Raw genomic sequence first — 14,837 nt, forward strand, 5'->3', positions numbered from 1 at the left:
CACGCTGCTCCATGTCCGACCTCACTGCCGCCCTCGACGCCGACGGACTCACCTGCGTCGTCGGTGCCGGCGGCAAGAAGACCACCATGTACGCGCTGGCGGCCGAGAGCGACCGCGCGGTCGTCACCGCAACGGTCCGCATCCCCATCTTCGACCCCCACGTCGCCAGCGTCGCCGTGACCGAAGACCCGCTTGCGACGCTGATGACCGCCACCGACTGGCCGCTCGGCCTCGTCCCCGAACGGGAGTTCGAGGACCGCTACCGCGGGTACGATCCCGATACGGTCGACGAGATCGGGGCGGCCCACGACGGCCCCGTCCTGGTGAAAGCCGACGGTGCGCGGATGCGCGACTTCAAAGCCCCCGGCGAGAACGAGCCCCGAATCCCCGAGCAGGCCGACACCGTGATCCCGGTCGCCAGCGCCCACGTCGTGGGCGAACCGCTCTCGGAGGAGCTTGTCCACCGCCCCGAACGGGTCGCCGCCGTCGCGGGCATCGAGGTCGGCGACGAGATCACGCCCGAGGTCGTTGGCCGAGTGCTCGCGAGCCCCGAGGGCGGGCTCCGGGGCGTCCCGCCGGGCGCGGCGGCGATCCCGCTGGTGAACAAAGTCGACGACGACGAGGATCTCGACGCGGCCCGGGAGATCGCCGACGCAACGCTCCACCACGCCGACCGCTCGATCGTCCCGCGGGTCGTGCTCGCGCGGATGGCCGACGCCGACGTTCGGGAGATCGTCGAGTAGTCAGGCCAGTCGATCCGCGGCCTCGTCGAACTCCTCCTTCGTGTTGATGTTCTCGAACGTCGTGAGATCGGTCACGTCGGTGATTTCGGCCTCGCTCACGACCGCGTAGGTCAGGTCCTCGAGCGGCGCGAGGATCTTGCGGTCGCCGCGTTCCAGCGCGGCGTCGCAGGCGTCGGCCATCGCGTCCGGGCGGTAGACCGCTTGAGTCGTCTGGTACCAGCCGTCGCCCAGCCGGGGGACTGCGCCGTCGAACGGCGGCGTTCCCTCGTCCTCGGCGTCCGCTGGCGGCTCGATCTCGCCGCTCGCGCGGTCGAACAGGTAGCTGATCGCGTCCGGGTCGACGAACGGCATGTCGCAGGCGACGACGGCGGTGTACTCGCCCGTCGCGGCCCGGCAGCCGTTCCGGATCCCCGCCATCGGTCCCTGATCGACCTCGGGGTCGAGCGCGAAGTTCGTGGTGAGGGGGTAGCCGTCGAGCGCTTCCTCGATCGCCGCGCGCTGGTCGTCCCGACAGTTCACGACGAGCTCGTCGACCACGGGTTCGAGGCGGTCCGCGACGCGACGGATCATCGGCGTTCCGGCGAGCGACGCGGTCGCCTTGTCGTCGTCGCCGAAGCGAGTCGAGCGCCCGCCGGCGACGATCACGGCCGAGTGCATGTCCGGGGTGTGGGCGCGTCGCGGAATGTCGCTTGCGGTCCTACCCGTCGTACTCGCGCTCGATCACCACGTCCCCGCTCTCGTTCCGGACGATCACCGTGTCGCCGCCGTTGTTCCAGACCGGGCTCCCCTGTCCCCAGTAGAGCTCTCCGTCGCCGTCGTCGCCGCTGCCGGTGTAGAGCGTGAGCGTCCCGTTCGGTTCGATCGCCGTCCCGTCGGGGAACGTGTACGTGTGGTCTGCCTCGTCGCTGACGGTCCAGCCCGAGAGGTCGAGCGTCTCGTTGCCCGCGTTGCCGAACGTGACGTACTCGTCGTCGAGGTTCTCCCGATCGTCGCCCGCGGCGTCGGCGTGGATCTCGCTGATCCACAGCGGCGGGCCGCCGTCGGCGATGGGGATCGCCGTCTCGGTCGCGGTCCGGGGGTCGTCGGTCGCGCAGGCGCCCCAGAGCCCGGTGTCGGTGCCGCGCGCGATCCCCTCGGCGGTGCCGTAGCGCTCGCGGTACTGGAAGTTCGAACTGTCGTACCGCCGCGCGAGCCCCGCCGTGAGCAGGCCGTAGTTGAACGAGTCGCCGTCGACGTGGACGTACGCCAGCAGCCGGCCGTAGTACCCCCGCCGGGGTTCGTTCTCGTCGAAGGAGAGCGTCACCGTCTCGCCCATGAGTTCCTCTTTGGCGTGCTGGCTGGCGCGTTCGCCCCACTCGCGGAGGCAGTTCCGCCCCGCGTCGGTCTCGGGGACGCCCGGGAACTCCGCGGGGTCGTTCTCGGCGTGAACCTCCGGCGTGTCGACGCCGAGCAGGCGCACCGTGTCCTCGCTGCCGTTGGGGTAGCGCACGTCGATCGTGTCGCCGTCGACCACGTCGATCACCTCGACCTCGATCCCGTCGGGCTTGGGCGTCGCCGACGGCGGCGCGTCGATGGCCGTCGACGGCGTGGCCGCGGTGTCGGTCGGCATCCGTCCCTCGCCGTCGGTCGCGACGGGACCGCCGCCACAGCCGGCGAGAACGAGGAGCAGACAGAGCGCGACTGCGCGGGCGCCGGACATACCGGCGCCTACGAGGAGCAGGGAGAAAGGCGTTTGCTACGGCGCGAGGCGGTTCTTCCGGTTTTTCATGTTCTCCTCGTAGTACTCGAACGTGATCGGACACCACTCCGCGGCGAAGTCGAGCACCTGCTCGGTCAGCCCGCGGATCTCCCACTGGGCGTCCGCGGCGGCGCGCATGTCGGCGACGTGCATCAGCGTCCGGGCGTTCATACTCATCACGACGTTGACCTCGGTGCCGATCGGCAGCACGAACCGGGCGTCCTCGGGGGGCATCCCGAGGTCAAGCAGGCGCTGGTACTCCTCGACGGAGCGCTGAACCGAGTCGCGGAACACCTGCTCGCGCTGCTCGACGGTCTCCTCGTCGACGGCGCCGCTCTGCTGATTGCGGCCGATCCAGTCGGGGTCGGTCGCCGACGGCGGGGTGACGACCATCTCGCCGTCGCCCACCGCCTCGGGGTCCACGTCGTCGAACGCGACGTAACGCATGCTCTGGACGTCGAAGGAGACGTGCCGGTGGCGGGTGAGCTGGGCCATACAGGAGCGGGACATCCCCTCGATCGCGAACGTGGCCTGCGGGTGCTCGAACGGGCCGAAGTGGCCGTGGGAGAGCAGGTGGCCGATCAGCGTCTCCTTCTTCGCTTCAAGGTCGTCGCCGTCGACGGTCTCCATCGTCTCCGCGAACGTCTGGTCGCCGACGAACGCCGACGCGTAGTCGTTGCGTGCGGCCCGACAGATTACTTCCTCCGGGTCCTCCGTGGCCTCCAGCAGTTCGACCTCCATGTTACTACGTTCGCGGGACCGGCGCGGCATAACTCTACCTTGTCCGTCCGCGGCCCCCGCGAGCCCCTTGGCCCGGAACGAATCGCTTTAGTGGCTCTCCGGGGAATCCAACCGTATGGCAATCAAGCCGAAGTACGTCAAACAGCTGGGGACGATCCTGCTCGAGAAGTACCCCGAGTCGTTCAACCAGAACTTCGAGACGAACAAGGAGAGCGTCTCCGCGCTCACGAACGTCGAGTCCAAGGAAGTCCGCAACCGCATCGCAGGCTACATCACGCGGAAGGAAGCCGGCGCCGCCGCGCAGGAAGCCGAAGCGTAGTTCTCCGTTAGTAGCTGTACTCGTCGGCGGTCAGCTGGACGTAGCGGTTCCGGTTCCGGAACTTCACCAGCTTGTACTCCGCGAGCAGCTTCGCGCCGCGCAGCCCCGCACGAGGGCTCCAGGAGAGCATCTCGCCGGCACCCTCCTCGGCGAGCATCTCCTCGCCAACGCGGAACACGTTGTCCCACTGATCCGGCCCCCAGCCGCGGACCAGCTCCGCGAGCGAGACGTTCCGCAGCACCTCCTCGCCGATGGCGTCGCGCCACTCGTGGTTGTAGTGGCCCAGACGCTCCTGTGCCGCGAGTCGGCCGGCGATCGCGCCGGTCCGGACCGCGAGGTGGTCGCCGCCCTCGTGGAACGCCGACGTGGTGCCCATCGCGCCGCCGCAGACCGCGATCCCGGCGTCGACGGGCGACTCGATCGGCCGCGTCGAGGAGATGGGGTACGTCTCGGTGCCGCGGCTCTTGCCCGCGTCCTCGACGATTGGGAAGTCCTCGAGGTCGTACTCGTCGCCGTACTCGCGTTCGAGCAGGCGCTCGATGTAGGTGGCGCCCTGCGGGATCCGGTCGTCTTCGGGCCGCAGCAGGTCGTACTTCTCGCGGTCCTCGACCTCGTCGATGTCCATCCCGATCGGCATCGTGAGCCCGACCCGGCAGACTCGGTCCTGGTTCGGGAAGATCCACGGGTAGGCGGTGTGGCCGGGCATCAGCCCCCACCAGAACACGATGGCGTCCTTGACCTCCTCGTAGATCTCCTCGGGGAACTTCCGGTACTCCTGATACGCGATGTGGTTGGCCGTCGGCGGCGAGAGCACCTCCGAGCCGCGCCGCTCCGGAAGGTAGTCGTCGAGCACGCCCATCGTGACGGTGCGCTGGGGGCCGTCACACAGCAGGAGGTAGTCCGCGCCGACTTCCTCGCCGTTCGCGAGCGCGATCGTGTGCCGCGGGTGGTCGTGTGCCTCCGTCAGGACGCCCTTCACCGACGCGTCCGTGCGGTAGTGGGCGCCGGCCTCCTCCGCGCGGGAGCGCAGGAAGTCGTCGAAGCGGGCGCGGTGGAAGGTGTAGCCGAACTCGTCGTACGACGACTCGATCCCGGTCGAGCGGAGGTTACAGGCGGTGTTCGGGCCGCGGAACTCCGCGCGGTCGAGGGTGTTCTGTACCACCCCGTCGGGCATCTCGTCGGGGTGGATGCCCATGATGTCGACCCAGTAGTCGAGGATGCCGGCGGCGTCGGTGGAGTCGGGGCCCAGCCCCGAGCGGTCCTCGCGCGGGACTCCCTTCTCCAGCACCACCGCGTCGGCGCCGTGCTCGGCCGCGGCGTGGGCGGCCGCGGTCCCGGCCGGCCCCCCGCCGACGATGGCGACGTCTACGCGTTCCATGACTCCATAGCTGTGTACTCGCAGCGTTAAAGGTACTGACTCCGGGCGCCCGACCCCTCGGTCACATGTACATCCGGTCGTCGAACGCCCGTTCGCGCTCCGCGGCGGCCTCGTAGCGCTCGTGGAGCTCCTCGTAGTAGCGCTGTATCTCGTCGGCGAACGACTGCAGCGGTTCGGTGTCCACATCGAGCCCGTACAGCTCACAGACGGTGTCGACCAGCCGGATCGCCGCCTCCACGTCGGGCATCTGCTCGTGGACCGGCGTGCGGAACACCCCGACCGCGAGCGGCGAGGCGATCCCCTGCTCGACCAGCGCACCGGTCACGCCGTCGAGGTAGCCGCGCGCCATCGGTTCGATCCCGGCGTCGGCGAGCCGGCGCTCGCGGTAGTCGTCGGTCGCGACGTAGTACGTCCGGTGGTCGTCGGGGCCGTGCTGCATCGGCACCGCGTCGACGACGACCACCTCCTCGACGCCGTGGCGCTCGGTCCAGGAGAGGATCTCCTCGCCGAACGGCCCGCTCAGCGCCGGCGGCACGAACAGCTCGTTTTTCAGCAGCGTCAGCTCCAGATCCGGCCGGGAGAACAGCCGCGTGTGGTGGGTTGGCGTCCCGTTCTCGAAGGGGGTGATGCTCGGCATCCCCTCCGCCGAGACGTGGCCCGTCTCCACGAGTTCGAGCTGGTCGATCAGGAAGTCGAGGGCCGTCAGCCCGGAGAGCCCGTAGCTCGCGAACCCACAGAGCAGCGTCTCTTTCGGCTCCTCGCTGCTCTCCACGCCGAACTGGCCCGCGGGGCGAGCGCTGTCGTTCATGCCTCCGGAGTCGGGGGCTGTGGTCTTAGTTCTCCGGTTGGTGACACCAGTCCGCGTTCGCCGCCACGCGCTCCAGCGCCTCGCGCTCGCGGGCGCCGCCGCAGCGCTCGACCACGCCCGCGAGGAAGTCGAGGCGCTCCCGGAGCTCCGCATCGTCGAACCCCGCGACCCCGAGCCGCGAGGCCGCGACCGTCGCCTCGATCACCGCGCCGAACCCGCGGTTGACCGTCGTCGGCCCCTCGCGGACGACCCCGCTCTGGCCGGGCGTGAGCTCCCACTCCCGGATCGTCGTTCCCTCCTCGGTCCACCTGTCGACCAGCGTCGCGTCGACTTCGACCCACGCGTCCGCGCTGGCGGCTACCGGCTCGGACGCCTCCCGGATCGACAGCGCCGCGTCGACGAACGTCCGCGGGTCGGCGACGAACTGGACCACGCCGCCGCCGCGACGTTCGAAGTTCCGCCGCGTCCGCGTGTTCCCGTACGTCCGCGCGGTGACGGGATCGCCGGCGTGGAGCCCCAGCGCGGCGAGGTTCCACAGCCCGTTCGGCCCCTTCGTCGCGATGACGGACTCCGTCACCCCGCGCAGCGGGACCGGCCAGCCGTCGGGCGCGTCGTCCTCGGGCGCCCAGTCCCCTCCGTCCGCCGTCATACTGTCAGCCCCCGTTCGAGCGCGACGAACAGCGCTGCGGCCACGCGGTCGGCGGTCGTACCGGGGTTGATTCCCTCGTCGACGAACTCGGTAGCCAGTTCTTCGGCCGGGTCGAGCGAGCCCGTCCGTTCGACTTCGGCGAGCGTCGACTCGGCACGCTCCCGGACCGTCCGCGCGGTCTCCTCGTCGTGGTTCGTCCAGACCAGCGTGTCCGGCTCGTTGGCCAACTGCCGGAGGAAACAGCGCGCCGCGCGGTCCAGTACGGGCCCGTCGTCCGCCAAGATCGCGTCCGCGGCGTCGAACGTCCCCGGGAACCCCTCGACCCACTCGGCGGCGTTCGTGTCGGGGACGCCCTCGTCGGGGTTCGCGGAGAGCGCCATCACGTCCCACAGCGTCATCTCCCGCTCGCGGAGCGCGGGCTCGGCGTCGCTCCCGCGCCGCGCGTCGAGGTCGTCCGCGCCCTCGGGCGGGTCGCCGACGGCGACATCGACGTGCTCGAACGCGCGGTAGAAGTCGACGGCGTCGTCGACGGTCGTCGCCCGACAGCGTTCTCGAACCGCCTCGCGGGTCAGTTCGCCGTCCGCGGCAGCGCTCACCAGCGGCGTCAGCAGCAGTAGGCAGCCGAACTGGGTGTTGCCGCCGGACTGCCGGCTCATCCCCGCGACGGCGTGGTCGAACGCCTCCCCGATCGGGGCGCCGTCGGCCGCGAGTCGGAGCCCCGCGGCGCTCCCGACGCTCCCGGCGAGGAACTGCTCGAAGCGCAGGTCGTCGAGGTCGCGGCGGCGGTCGACATTCCCCGGCTTCGGCGTGCCCGCGACCTCCAGCAGCAGCGCGAGCTCGGCGTTCTCCGCCGGGGTTCGGGGGCTGTCGCGGCTCATCGCGGCGCCTCCGCGGACACCCCCCGCTCGGCGAACCACTCGTCCACGGCGTCGGCAACGCGTTCGAGCACCGCGGGATCGTCGCTCGGGCGCCCCACGCTCACCGCGTCGGCGCCGTAGTTCAGGTACTCACGGACGCTCTCCCGCCCGCGGACCCCGTTGTTCGCGATCAGGAACAGGTCGGTCGCGTCCGCGAGGTCGGCAACGCGGGCCTCGCTGTCCATCGCGTCGACGTGAAGCGCGTCGGCGCCCGCGGCCTCGACTCGCCGAGCCACGTCCCCGAGGTCGACGCCGTCGAGTTCGGTCCGGAGTTTTACGCTCACGTCGGCGCCCGACTCGGCGGCTGCCCGGACCAGCGGTTCGAGTCGGTCCGGTTCGCGGAGCAGCGTCTCCCCAGCGCCGGCCGCACAGAGCTCCTCCTGTCGGCAGTGGGCGTTGATCTCGACGATCGCGCCGTGGTCGGCGGCCACCGCGGCGACCTCGCGGACCGGTCCCGGGGTCGTCGAGCGGACGTTAATCCCCGGCCGTACGTCGACGCCGGACAGCGCCGCCAGTTCGCCGTCGACGAACGCGACTGGATCGTCGGGCAGGAACTCCGAACGGTCGCGGTCGGCGACCATCTCCCGGGCCGCCTCGCGGGTCGGCTCGTCGAGACAGATCCCGCCGAGGAACGCCGCGCCCGCCCACTCGGCACCGTTTTTCGCCCACTCGGAATCTGCCTCCCCCGAGAGCGACGCCAGCGCGAGTCGGGGCTCGAACACCTACTGCTCACCCCCGACGGGCAGTTCGCTCGTGTCGATATCCTCTCCGTTCAGTTCCCCAGGATCGTCGACCGCGAGGCCGAGCTCGTCCGGATCCGCGCCGACGGCCGCGAGCGCGAGTGCGCAGGCTCGGGCGACGCGCTCGGCGTCCGCCGACTCCTCGATCTTCGTGTCCGTGCGGACGACCGGCCGGTCGAGGTCGGTATCGTCCTCGTCGTCGAGCACGAACGCGTCCGCGAACGGGTACGTTTCGGCGACGCCGGCGGTCGACGGCTCACGGCCCGTGCCGGCCATCAGGTCGGCGACGGGGCCGGAGAACGCCTCGTCCTCACAGAACGGCGAGACGGCGACGACCGGCGTCGCCCCGAGCGCGGCGTCGACGCCCGGCAGCGCCCGGATCGGGCCGACCGAGGTGACGGGGTTCGAGGGGCCGACTACGACGGGGTCGGTGAGCGCCGCCTCGACCGCAGGCGTCGGTTCGGCGTCGCTCGCGCCGCGGAACTCCACGTTTTCGACGACGGGTTCGGCTCGGTTCGCGACCCAGTACTCCTGAAAGTGCATCTCGCCGTCGGGCGTGTGGACGATGGTGGCGACGGGATCGTCGCTCATCGGCAGCAGGTCGATCTCGAGGTCGAACGCGTCGGCAAGGGTTCGGGTCGCTTCGGTCAGCGTGTGGCCCTCGTCGAGCAGCGAGGTCCGGGTGATGTGGACCGCGCGGTCGCGGTCGCCGATCGTCATGAACTCCGCGATCCCCGAGAAGCGTCGCCAGCGCGCGATCTCCCGGCCGTCGGTCTGGGCGTCTTCGGGGAGGTAGCGCGGGCCCGTTTCGAGGCCGGCGGCGTCGGCCAGCCGGAACAGTTCGTCGTCGGTCTCGTGGGTGTCGCCGTCGATCCCCCACCACGTCTCGCGGTCGAGGACGCCGCCGCCGTCGAACAGCACCGTGTCGAGGTCCGGGCAGACCAACAGCCCGCCGAGCTCCACGTCGTCGCCGGTGTTGCCGACGACCGTGACTGCGTCGCGGGCGAAGACGGGCTCGTCGCCCGAGAGCAGCTTGGGGGTGCCCGTGCCCCCGGCGAGGAACGTGACCATGGCCGACGTTTCGGGTGCGCCGGGTTGAAGCTTCCTCTCCCTGCACCGGGGCGACTTTGGGGCTCGCCCACGGGGCTCCGGTATGAACGCGATCAAGGACTCCGTCCACGACTGGATCACGCTCTCGCCGGTCGCGACGGATCTGCTGGACACGCCAGCGTTTCAGCGGCTCCGGCACATCAAGCAGCTCTCGACGATCCGGCTCGTCTACCCCTCGGCCTCCCACACGCGCTTCGAGCACTCGCTCGGGGTGTACCACCTCGCCGAACAGGCGCTCACCCACCTGCGCGTCGACGGCGAGCGTGCCGATCACGTCCGCGCCGCCGCCCTGCTGCACGACGTGGGGCACGGCCCCTACGGCCACCAGACCGAGGAGGTGATCATGCGCCGCGCGGGCCGCCACCACGACGAGATCGCCGACGTGATCGCGGACACCGGGATCGCCGACGTGCTCCGGGAGCACGACCTCTCCCCGGACCGCGTCGCCGCGCTGGTCCGCGGCGAGGGCGAACTCGGCCAGCTCGTCTCCGGCGAACTCGACGTGGATCGGATGGACTACCTCGTCCGCGACGCCCACCACACCGGCGTCCCCTACGGCTCGATCGACCACGGCCGGCTCGTTCGCTCGCTACGCTACCGCGACGGCGAACTCGTCCTCGCGGAGGGGAACGTCCGCACCGCGGAGTCGCTGCTGCTCGCCCGCGGGCTGATGAACGGGATCGTCTACCGCCACCACGTCTCCCGGATCGCGGGCTCGATGCTCGAACGCGCCGCGGAACGCCTGCTCGACGGCGAGAACGACGTGGACATCCATGAGTTCGCCCGGATGGCCGACCACGACCTGCTGGTCGCGCTGGGCGAGCACGTCCCGGAACTCGGCGGCCGGATCGAGCGCCGCGACCTGTACAAGCGCACCGTCTGGGCAGGGCTCTCGGACACGCCCGCGCACCTACTGGAACTCGAACACGAGGACGAGCGCGCCGCCGAACGCGACATCGCCGAGCGTGCGGGCGTCGACGAGTCGGAAGTGATCGTCGACGTGCCCCGGCGGCCGTCGATGAAGGAGTCCAACGCCCGCGTCGTCGTCGACGGCGTGATCCAGCGGCTGGAGGAAGCCTCCGGGCTCGTGACGGCGATCCGGGAGGCCCAGCGCGACGGCTGGCGACTGGGCGTGTACGCGCCCGAACAGGAGCGCGACGCGGTCGCGGCGGCGGCGGTGGACGTGCTGGGGCTGCCCGATCGCGTGCAGCGCTGAGCGCTATCGGCGACGCTCGCCGGGTAGAACGGGCGGCTCGGGAGAATCCATCGTCACACGGGGCTCGGTGGGGGTAACCCTCGTCACTGCCGCCCGGCGGGACGTTCGGCGCGGATCTGTATCAGTCGTTCGCTATTTGTCCAACTCTAACCACGGCACTTCGACCAGCGGCGGGATGTGGGTCTCGATGTGGTGCTCCCAGACGCCCTCCTCGCCGAACGCCTCGCCGTGGTCGGCCGTCACCACCACGTCGCCGTCGAGCTCGTCGACGAACTCGGCGATATCTTCGAGCACGATCCGGAGGTTCTCCTCGTACAGCCCGAGCGCGGCCTCCTGCGTGCCGTTTTTCATCACGTCGGCGGGATCGAGTTCGAGCCAGAGCCCGGCTTTCTGGGCGAGTTCGCTGCCGTCGAGCACGCTCTCGACGTTGGTCCGGAGCCGGTCGCTCATCGACGCGAGCGTGCCGCCGTCGGCCTCGGCGTCGCCGTTCTCGGCTTCCTCCTGTTTCCGGATCCCCTTCTGGATCTGTTTGAGCTTCTGGCCCTTCCCGCGGGAGAGATAGGGGGCGTGGGGCTGCATGTAGTGCAGCACCGTGCGCTCGGCGCGCTCGACGGCGTCGCGGTTGCTCCGGAACGCCTCGGTGATCCCCTCCGGCGGGACCGTCCCGAGGTCGTCGTCCCAACCGGTCTTCCACACGTCGAACACCTCGGAGATGTGGTCGGAAGCGGTCCACTCGTAGTCGCAGCTCGCCCCCCACTTGAGCTCGTTCAGCGGGATCCCGAGGTCGTTGATGAACGGGTTCCCCGAGAAGTACGCGATGTCGTGGTGCCCCGTGAAGTTCCGGTACGCCCACTCCGGCGTCGACGAGCCGACGCTGCGTCGCTTCTCCAGTCGCCCGTCCAGATACTCGTCGTAGATCTCGCTGAACACGTCGTAGCGGCACGCGTCGAGCACCAGGCAGTAGTCCCAGTCGGACTCGAGGAAATCCTGATCCCGCATCAATTACCGGTGGGTTCTCAGCCGTTCTACGTATTCCTGTTGCTTTCGTGGCCCCTCGAACGCGCGGCTCGCCCATTCACCACGACTTTTGTGTGGCGGCGCGGAGTGGCGGGTATGGAACTGTTCGCCGTCCCCGACCTCCCGGAGATCCGGGGGGGGGACGACCTCGCCGCGATGATCGCCGAGCGCGTCGACCTCCGGGCGGACGACGTGGTCTGTGTCGCCTCGACCGTCGTCTCCAAGGCCGAGGGCCGGACCGCCGACCTCGAGGAGTTCCCCGCCGGCCCCCGAGCGAAAGAGATCGCCCGCAACCTCGAGGAGATCTCCGGCGACGAGAAGGATCCGCGGTTCGCCCAAGCCGTCCTCGAGAACAGCACCGACGTGGTGATGGAGGCGCCGTTCGTCCTCACCGAGGCGCCGTTCGGCCACGTCAGCGTCAACGCGGGGATCGACCGTTCGAACGTCCCCGAGCACGACCTGCTCCTGCTGCCCGAGCGCCCGAGCCAGTCTGCCGAGCGCATCCACGAGAACCTCCCCGAGTCGCCGCCCGTGATCGTCACCGACACCTCGGGCCGGCCGTTCCGCCACGGCCAGCGCGGCGTCGCGATCGGCTGGGCGGGGATGCCCGCCTCCCGGGACTGGCGCGGCGAGACCGACCGCGACGGCCACGAGCTGCAGGTGACCGTCCAGAGCGTCGTCGACGAGCTCGCGGGCGCGGCCAACCTCGTCTCCGGCGAGGGCGACGGCGGGAATCCCGTCGTGATCGTCCGGGACTGGGAGTTCGGCGACCACGACGGCAGCGACAACATGTTCCGCGAGATGCGCGGCGACTTCGTGCGCCAAGCGCTACGTGGCTGGGAGTACGAGGACTGATCGATGGCCGAGCCCACTCCCATCCGCCGCGGGATCGAACTCACGCCCGAGCACCCCATCGACCGACTGACCGACCTCGCCGAAACCGCCGAGGCGGCCGGCTTCGAGGCCGTGTTCGCGTCGTCGCACTACAACAACCGCGACCCGTTTCAGGCCCTCGGCGCGATCGCCGACCGCACTGACGCGATCCGACTCGGGCCGGGCGTCGCCAACCCCCACGAGAGCCACCCCGTCGCGCTCGCCTCCCGGATGGCCACCCTCGACGAGCGCTCCGGCGGCCGCGGCGTGTTCGGAATCGGCCCGGGCGACCCCTCGACGCTGCGGAACCTCGGCGTCGACGGCGACGACCGCGGGCTGCGCTCGGTGCTGGAGGCGTTCAAGGTCGCGAAGCGCCTCTGGGCGGGCGAGCGCGTCGATCACGACGGCACCTTCAGCGCCGACGATGCGGGGCTGAACTACGAGCCGCCGGGCGAGATCCCCGTCTACGTCGGCGGCGAGGGGCCGCACATGTGTCGGATGGCGGCGAAACACGCCGACGGGCTGCTGTTCAACGGCTCCCACCCCCGCGACCTCTCGTGGGCGGGCGACCGCGTCGCGGAGGGGCTGAGCGAGCGTCCCGACCGCCGCGGCGCGTTCGACTTCCTCGCGTACGCCAGCGTGAGCGTCGCCGCCGAGCGCGAAGCCGCCCGTGAGGCAGCACGCCCGCCCGTGGCGTTCATCGCCGCCGGCGCGCCGGAGCCGGTGCTCGCACGGCACGAGATCGACGCCGAGCGCGCTGCCACGGTGGGCGAGAAGATCAGCGAGGGTGCGTTCACCGAGGCGTTCGAGCAGGTGTCGCCGGCGATGATCGACGCCTTCGCCGCGGCGGGCACCGTGGACGAAGTGGCCGACCGGCTGGCGGGCGTGCTCGACCACGCCGACGGCGTGGTGTGTGGCTCGCCGCTGGGGCCGGATCTCGATACGGCCGTGGAGCTGGCGGGCGAGGCGTTGGAACGGGCGGAAGAACGGGACTGAACGACGCTATCGTGCCGGGTTCGCGCCCAGCAGGTCGAGCAGGCCGCCGAACGCGAGGTAGCCGAGCCCGGCGCTGGCGACGATCACGAACAGCGCGCCCATCGCGGCCGAGACGGCCGACAGCGGGTCCTGCGTCACGACGCCCTCGAACAGCCGGCCCATCTCGGGCAGGTCGGTGACGATCCGGCTCACGAACTCCTGCAGCGTAGCCATACGTCGGCGTTGGATCCGGGGTCACTTCGCTCTTCCGTGTGCAGCCGGGGGAGTTTTCCCGGCCCGCCCCCCAGCGACAGCCAGTGACGCTCGACCCTATCCACGTCGACACCATCGCCCGGATCGCGGCCTCGATCGCGGGCACCGTCGACGACTCCGACCACGACGACCACGCGGCCCGGGCGTGGGGGATGCTCGACCCGTTACGCGACGACGGCCGGGCCGTGGTCGAGCCGCTCGGGGAGCCGGCGCTCCGGGCGGCCACGATCGACGACGTGGCGCTCGCCGACCGCCCGTTCGAGACGACCCACGGGCTCGACGCGGGGACGCTCAACCCCACGGCGTTCAAGAACGGGCTGCTGCTCGACGTGGCGCAGGCCGCGATCGCGTCGGCGCCGACGGATCTCGACCTCCACCGCTCGCGTTCGATGGTCGCGACGGTTCACGCCAGCGACGCCACCCGGGAGTACGGCACCGAGTGGCAGCAGTACGACCGCGGCTACAGCCGCCAGCAGGTGCTGCAGGTGCCCGAAGTCGCGGAGTTCGCCGACGAGGTGACACACGAGCTCGCGCTGTATCTCGCGGAGTCCTCCCACGCGCTCGCTCACGCCGACAACGTCGACGAACTGCTCCTGCTCGACGGGCCACTGTACCCCAAGCGGCTGTTCAACTGGGAGTCCCGCGACCCCGCGCTGGCGGAGGCCACCAAGGAGGCGGCGCCGCAGGCGATCGTCGAGAACTACGTCCGACTGGTCGAGGAGTTCGTCGAGCGCGGCGTCCCGATCGCGGGGTTCGTGAAGAACCCCACCTCCCGCTTTATCGTCCGGACGCTCTCGGATCGCGTGCCGACGCCGTGGACCGACGACGCCGCGCTGTTCACCCGGCTGCTGGAGCAGCGCGACGACGCGCTCGACGAGACGACCGACGACCCGTCCGCGGCCCGCGAGGAGTCCGACCTCACGTTCACCTCGTGGTTCCGCTCCCGCGGCTCGTCGGACGAGCCGATGTCCGTCGACGGCGACGCGATGGGGGTCGAGCGCCGGCTCGACCCCGAGGCGTACGAGGTGACGTTCTGCTACCTCTACGACCCGCGGACCGACGTGACGTACAAAGTGGAGGCGCCCTACGCCGTCACCCGGGACCCCGAGACTCGGGAGGCGCTAACGACGCAGCTCCTGAGCGAGGTCGCGACCGAGCGCGGGCCGCCGGAGGCAGTCGGGAAGGCCGACGAGCTCGCGAAGATCGGCGCCGGCGAGAAGGCGGCGATCCGCCGGAAGTTCGAGGAGACGTTCGGGAGCGAGTCGCGGTCGACGTACGACGGGCTACGGTGGGGCGAGGAGGAGTAGTCCCCGTTTTCGGTCGCGCTTTGGTTGCGGGGG

17 protein-coding genes are annotated in these 14,837 nt (G+C 70.6%); 6 read left to right on the forward strand and 11 right to left on the reverse strand.

Features of this window, described 5'->3' with window-relative positions; all coding sequences use genetic code 11:
* Nucleotides 1–11 precede the first annotated feature (11 nt).
* Nucleotides 12–743 carry a selenium cofactor biosynthesis protein YqeC gene (gene yqeC, locus ACQUSM_RS00095; RefSeq protein WP_435114850.1) on the forward strand — a complete coding sequence of 244 codons (732 nt, stop codon included), beginning with the start codon at nt 12–14 and terminating at the stop codon, nt 741–743.
* Here yqeC and ACQUSM_RS00100 read toward each other — a convergent pair whose 3' ends face one another.
* The 3 genes from ACQUSM_RS00100 to thyX are packed head-to-tail and all read right to left on the reverse strand — an operon-like array spanning nt 744 to nt 3,222.
* Nucleotides 744–1,400: a molybdenum cofactor guanylyltransferase gene (locus ACQUSM_RS00100; RefSeq protein ID WP_435114851.1), complete on the reverse strand. Its 657-nt coding sequence runs from the start codon at nt 1,398–1,400 to the stop codon at nt 744–746.
* 40 nt (nt 1,401–1,440) lie between these two features.
* Nucleotides 1,441–2,442, reverse strand: coding sequence for a lamin tail domain-containing protein (locus tag ACQUSM_RS00105; RefSeq protein ID WP_435114852.1), 1,002 nt, complete (start codon nt 2,440–2,442; stop codon nt 1,441–1,443).
* A 36-nt stretch (nt 2,443–2,478) separates the two neighbouring features.
* Nucleotides 2,479–3,222, reverse strand: a complete 744-nt coding sequence (gene thyX, locus ACQUSM_RS00110) for an FAD-dependent thymidylate synthase (RefSeq protein ID WP_435114853.1) — start codon at nt 3,220–3,222, stop codon at nt 2,479–2,481.
* A 115-nt stretch (nt 3,223–3,337) separates the two neighbouring features.
* Here thyX and ACQUSM_RS00115 point away from each other — a divergent pair, with 115 nt between their 5' ends.
* A complete protein-coding gene (locus tag ACQUSM_RS00115; protein WP_379731298.1) occupies nt 3,338–3,541 on the forward strand; it encodes a 30S ribosomal protein S17e in 204 nt (67 codons plus the stop codon).
* 7 nt (nt 3,542–3,548) lie between these two features.
* Here the strand turns inward: ACQUSM_RS00115 and ACQUSM_RS00120 are convergent, their stop codons facing one another.
* The 6 genes from ACQUSM_RS00120 to cofD form a co-directional block, all read right to left on the reverse strand.
* Nucleotides 3,549–4,919: an NAD(P)/FAD-dependent oxidoreductase gene (locus ACQUSM_RS00120; RefSeq protein ID WP_435114854.1), complete on the reverse strand. Its 1,371-nt coding sequence runs from the start codon at nt 4,917–4,919 to the stop codon at nt 3,549–3,551.
* Between the two features lie 61 nt (nt 4,920–4,980).
* The gene (locus ACQUSM_RS00125; RefSeq protein ID WP_435114855.1) at nt 4,981–5,727 is read right to left on the reverse strand and encodes a proteasome assembly chaperone family protein; all 747 of its coding nucleotides are present in this window, start codon (nt 5,725–5,727) and stop codon (nt 4,981–4,983) included.
* 25 nt (nt 5,728–5,752) lie between these two features.
* On the reverse strand, nt 5,753–6,376 hold the full coding sequence (locus ACQUSM_RS00130; protein WP_435114856.1) for a DUF447 domain-containing protein: 624 nt from the start codon (nt 6,374–6,376) through the stop codon (nt 5,753–5,755).
* Complete coding sequence (locus ACQUSM_RS00135; RefSeq protein ID WP_435114857.1) at nt 6,373–7,254, reverse strand: triphosphoribosyl-dephospho-CoA synthase; 882 nt, start codon at nt 7,252–7,254, stop codon at nt 6,373–6,375. The genes ACQUSM_RS00130 and ACQUSM_RS00135 overlap by 4 nt, the downstream gene beginning before the upstream one ends.
* The gene (locus ACQUSM_RS00140) at nt 7,251–8,015 is read right to left on the reverse strand and encodes a tRNA-dihydrouridine synthase (RefSeq protein ID WP_435114858.1); all 765 of its coding nucleotides are present in this window, start codon (nt 8,013–8,015) and stop codon (nt 7,251–7,253) included. Before ACQUSM_RS00140 ends, ACQUSM_RS00135 begins: the two co-directional genes overlap by 4 nt.
* Nucleotides 8,016–9,104 (reverse strand): 2-phospho-L-lactate transferase, encoded by a 1,089-nt coding sequence (gene cofD / locus ACQUSM_RS00145; RefSeq protein WP_435114859.1) that lies wholly within the window; start codon nt 9,102–9,104, stop codon nt 8,016–8,018.
* A gap of 82 nt (nt 9,105–9,186) precedes the next feature.
* Between cofD and ACQUSM_RS00150 the strand changes: the two genes are divergently transcribed.
* Nucleotides 9,187–10,359: an HD domain-containing protein gene (locus ACQUSM_RS00150; RefSeq protein WP_435114860.1), complete on the forward strand. Its 1,173-nt coding sequence runs from the start codon at nt 9,187–9,189 to the stop codon at nt 10,357–10,359.
* A 132-nt stretch (nt 10,360–10,491) separates the two neighbouring features.
* Here the strand turns inward: ACQUSM_RS00150 and ACQUSM_RS00155 are convergent, their stop codons facing one another.
* The gene (locus ACQUSM_RS00155) at nt 10,492–11,358 is read right to left on the reverse strand and encodes a hypothetical protein (RefSeq protein ID WP_435114861.1); all 867 of its coding nucleotides are present in this window, start codon (nt 11,356–11,358) and stop codon (nt 10,492–10,494) included.
* A gap of 114 nt (nt 11,359–11,472) precedes the next feature.
* On the opposite strand from ACQUSM_RS00155, the gene ACQUSM_RS00160 reads away from it, so the two are divergent.
* Both ACQUSM_RS00160 and ACQUSM_RS00165 read left to right on the forward strand, forming a co-directional pair.
* Entirely contained in the window at nt 11,473–12,231 is a 759-nt protein-coding gene (locus tag ACQUSM_RS00160) for a coenzyme F420-0:L-glutamate ligase (RefSeq protein ID WP_435114862.1), read from the forward strand.
* A gap of 3 nt (nt 12,232–12,234) precedes the next feature.
* Nucleotides 12,235–13,245: a 5,10-methylenetetrahydromethanopterin reductase gene (locus ACQUSM_RS00165; protein WP_435114863.1), complete on the forward strand. Its 1,011-nt coding sequence runs from the start codon at nt 12,235–12,237 to the stop codon at nt 13,243–13,245.
* Between the two features lie 6 nt (nt 13,246–13,251).
* Here ACQUSM_RS00165 and ACQUSM_RS00170 read toward each other — a convergent pair whose 3' ends face one another.
* On the reverse strand, nt 13,252–13,458 hold the full coding sequence (locus ACQUSM_RS00170; RefSeq protein ID WP_435114865.1) for a hypothetical protein: 207 nt from the start codon (nt 13,456–13,458) through the stop codon (nt 13,252–13,254).
* 83 nt (nt 13,459–13,541) lie between these two features.
* Here ACQUSM_RS00170 and ACQUSM_RS00175 point away from each other — a divergent pair, with 83 nt between their 5' ends.
* Nucleotides 13,542–14,804 (forward strand): DNA double-strand break repair nuclease NurA, encoded by a 1,263-nt coding sequence (locus ACQUSM_RS00175; protein WP_435114866.1) that lies wholly within the window; start codon nt 13,542–13,544, stop codon nt 14,802–14,804.
* Nucleotides 14,805–14,837 lie beyond the last annotated feature (33 nt).

This window comes from Halolamina sp. C58, from assembly GCF_051195095.1.
Classification (GTDB): Archaea; Halobacteriota; Halobacteria; order Halobacteriales; family Haloferacaceae; genus Halolamina.

Excerpts from the sequence above, each read along its gene's own strand:
- ACQUSM_RS00105 (WP_435114852.1), bottom strand. The coding sequence starts at position 2,442 with ATGTCCGGCGCCCGCGCAGTCGCGCTCTGTCTGCTCCTCGTTCTCGCC.
- ACQUSM_RS00120 (WP_435114854.1), bottom strand. The coding sequence starts at position 4,919 with ATGGAACGCGTAGACGTCGCCATCGTCGGCGGGGGGCCGGCCGGGACC.
- yqeC (WP_435114850.1), top strand. The coding sequence starts at position 12 with ATGTCCGACCTCACTGCCGCCCTCGACGCCGACGGACTCACCTGCGTC.
- ACQUSM_RS00170 (WP_435114865.1), bottom strand. The coding sequence starts at position 13,458 with ATGGCTACGCTGCAGGAGTTCGTGAGCCGGATCGTCACCGACCTGCCC.
- ACQUSM_RS00150 (WP_435114860.1), top strand. The coding sequence starts at position 9,187 with ATGAACGCGATCAAGGACTCCGTCCACGACTGGATCACGCTCTCGCCG.
- ACQUSM_RS00135 (WP_435114857.1), bottom strand. The coding sequence starts at position 7,254 with ATGAGCCGCGACAGCCCCCGAACCCCGGCGGAGAACGCCGAGCTCGCG.
- ACQUSM_RS00115 (WP_379731298.1), top strand. The coding sequence starts at position 3,338 with ATGGCAATCAAGCCGAAGTACGTCAAACAGCTGGGGACGATCCTGCTC.
- ACQUSM_RS00125 (WP_435114855.1), bottom strand. The coding sequence starts at position 5,727 with ATGAACGACAGCGCTCGCCCCGCGGGCCAGTTCGGCGTGGAGAGCAGC.
- cofD (WP_435114859.1), bottom strand. The coding sequence starts at position 9,104 with ATGGTCACGTTCCTCGCCGGGGGCACGGGCACCCCCAAGCTGCTCTCG.
- ACQUSM_RS00100 (WP_435114851.1), bottom strand. The coding sequence starts at position 1,400 with ATGCACTCGGCCGTGATCGTCGCCGGCGGGCGCTCGACTCGCTTCGGC.
- ACQUSM_RS00165 (WP_435114863.1), top strand. The coding sequence starts at position 12,235 with ATGGCCGAGCCCACTCCCATCCGCCGCGGGATCGAACTCACGCCCGAG.
- ACQUSM_RS00160 (WP_435114862.1), top strand. The coding sequence starts at position 11,473 with ATGGAACTGTTCGCCGTCCCCGACCTCCCGGAGATCCGGGGGGGGGAC.
- ACQUSM_RS00130 (WP_435114856.1), bottom strand. The coding sequence starts at position 6,376 with ATGACGGCGGACGGAGGGGACTGGGCGCCCGAGGACGACGCGCCCGAC.
- thyX (WP_435114853.1), bottom strand. The coding sequence starts at position 3,222 with ATGGAGGTCGAACTGCTGGAGGCCACGGAGGACCCGGAGGAAGTAATC.
- ACQUSM_RS00155 (WP_435114861.1), bottom strand. The coding sequence starts at position 11,358 with ATGCGGGATCAGGATTTCCTCGAGTCCGACTGGGACTACTGCCTGGTG.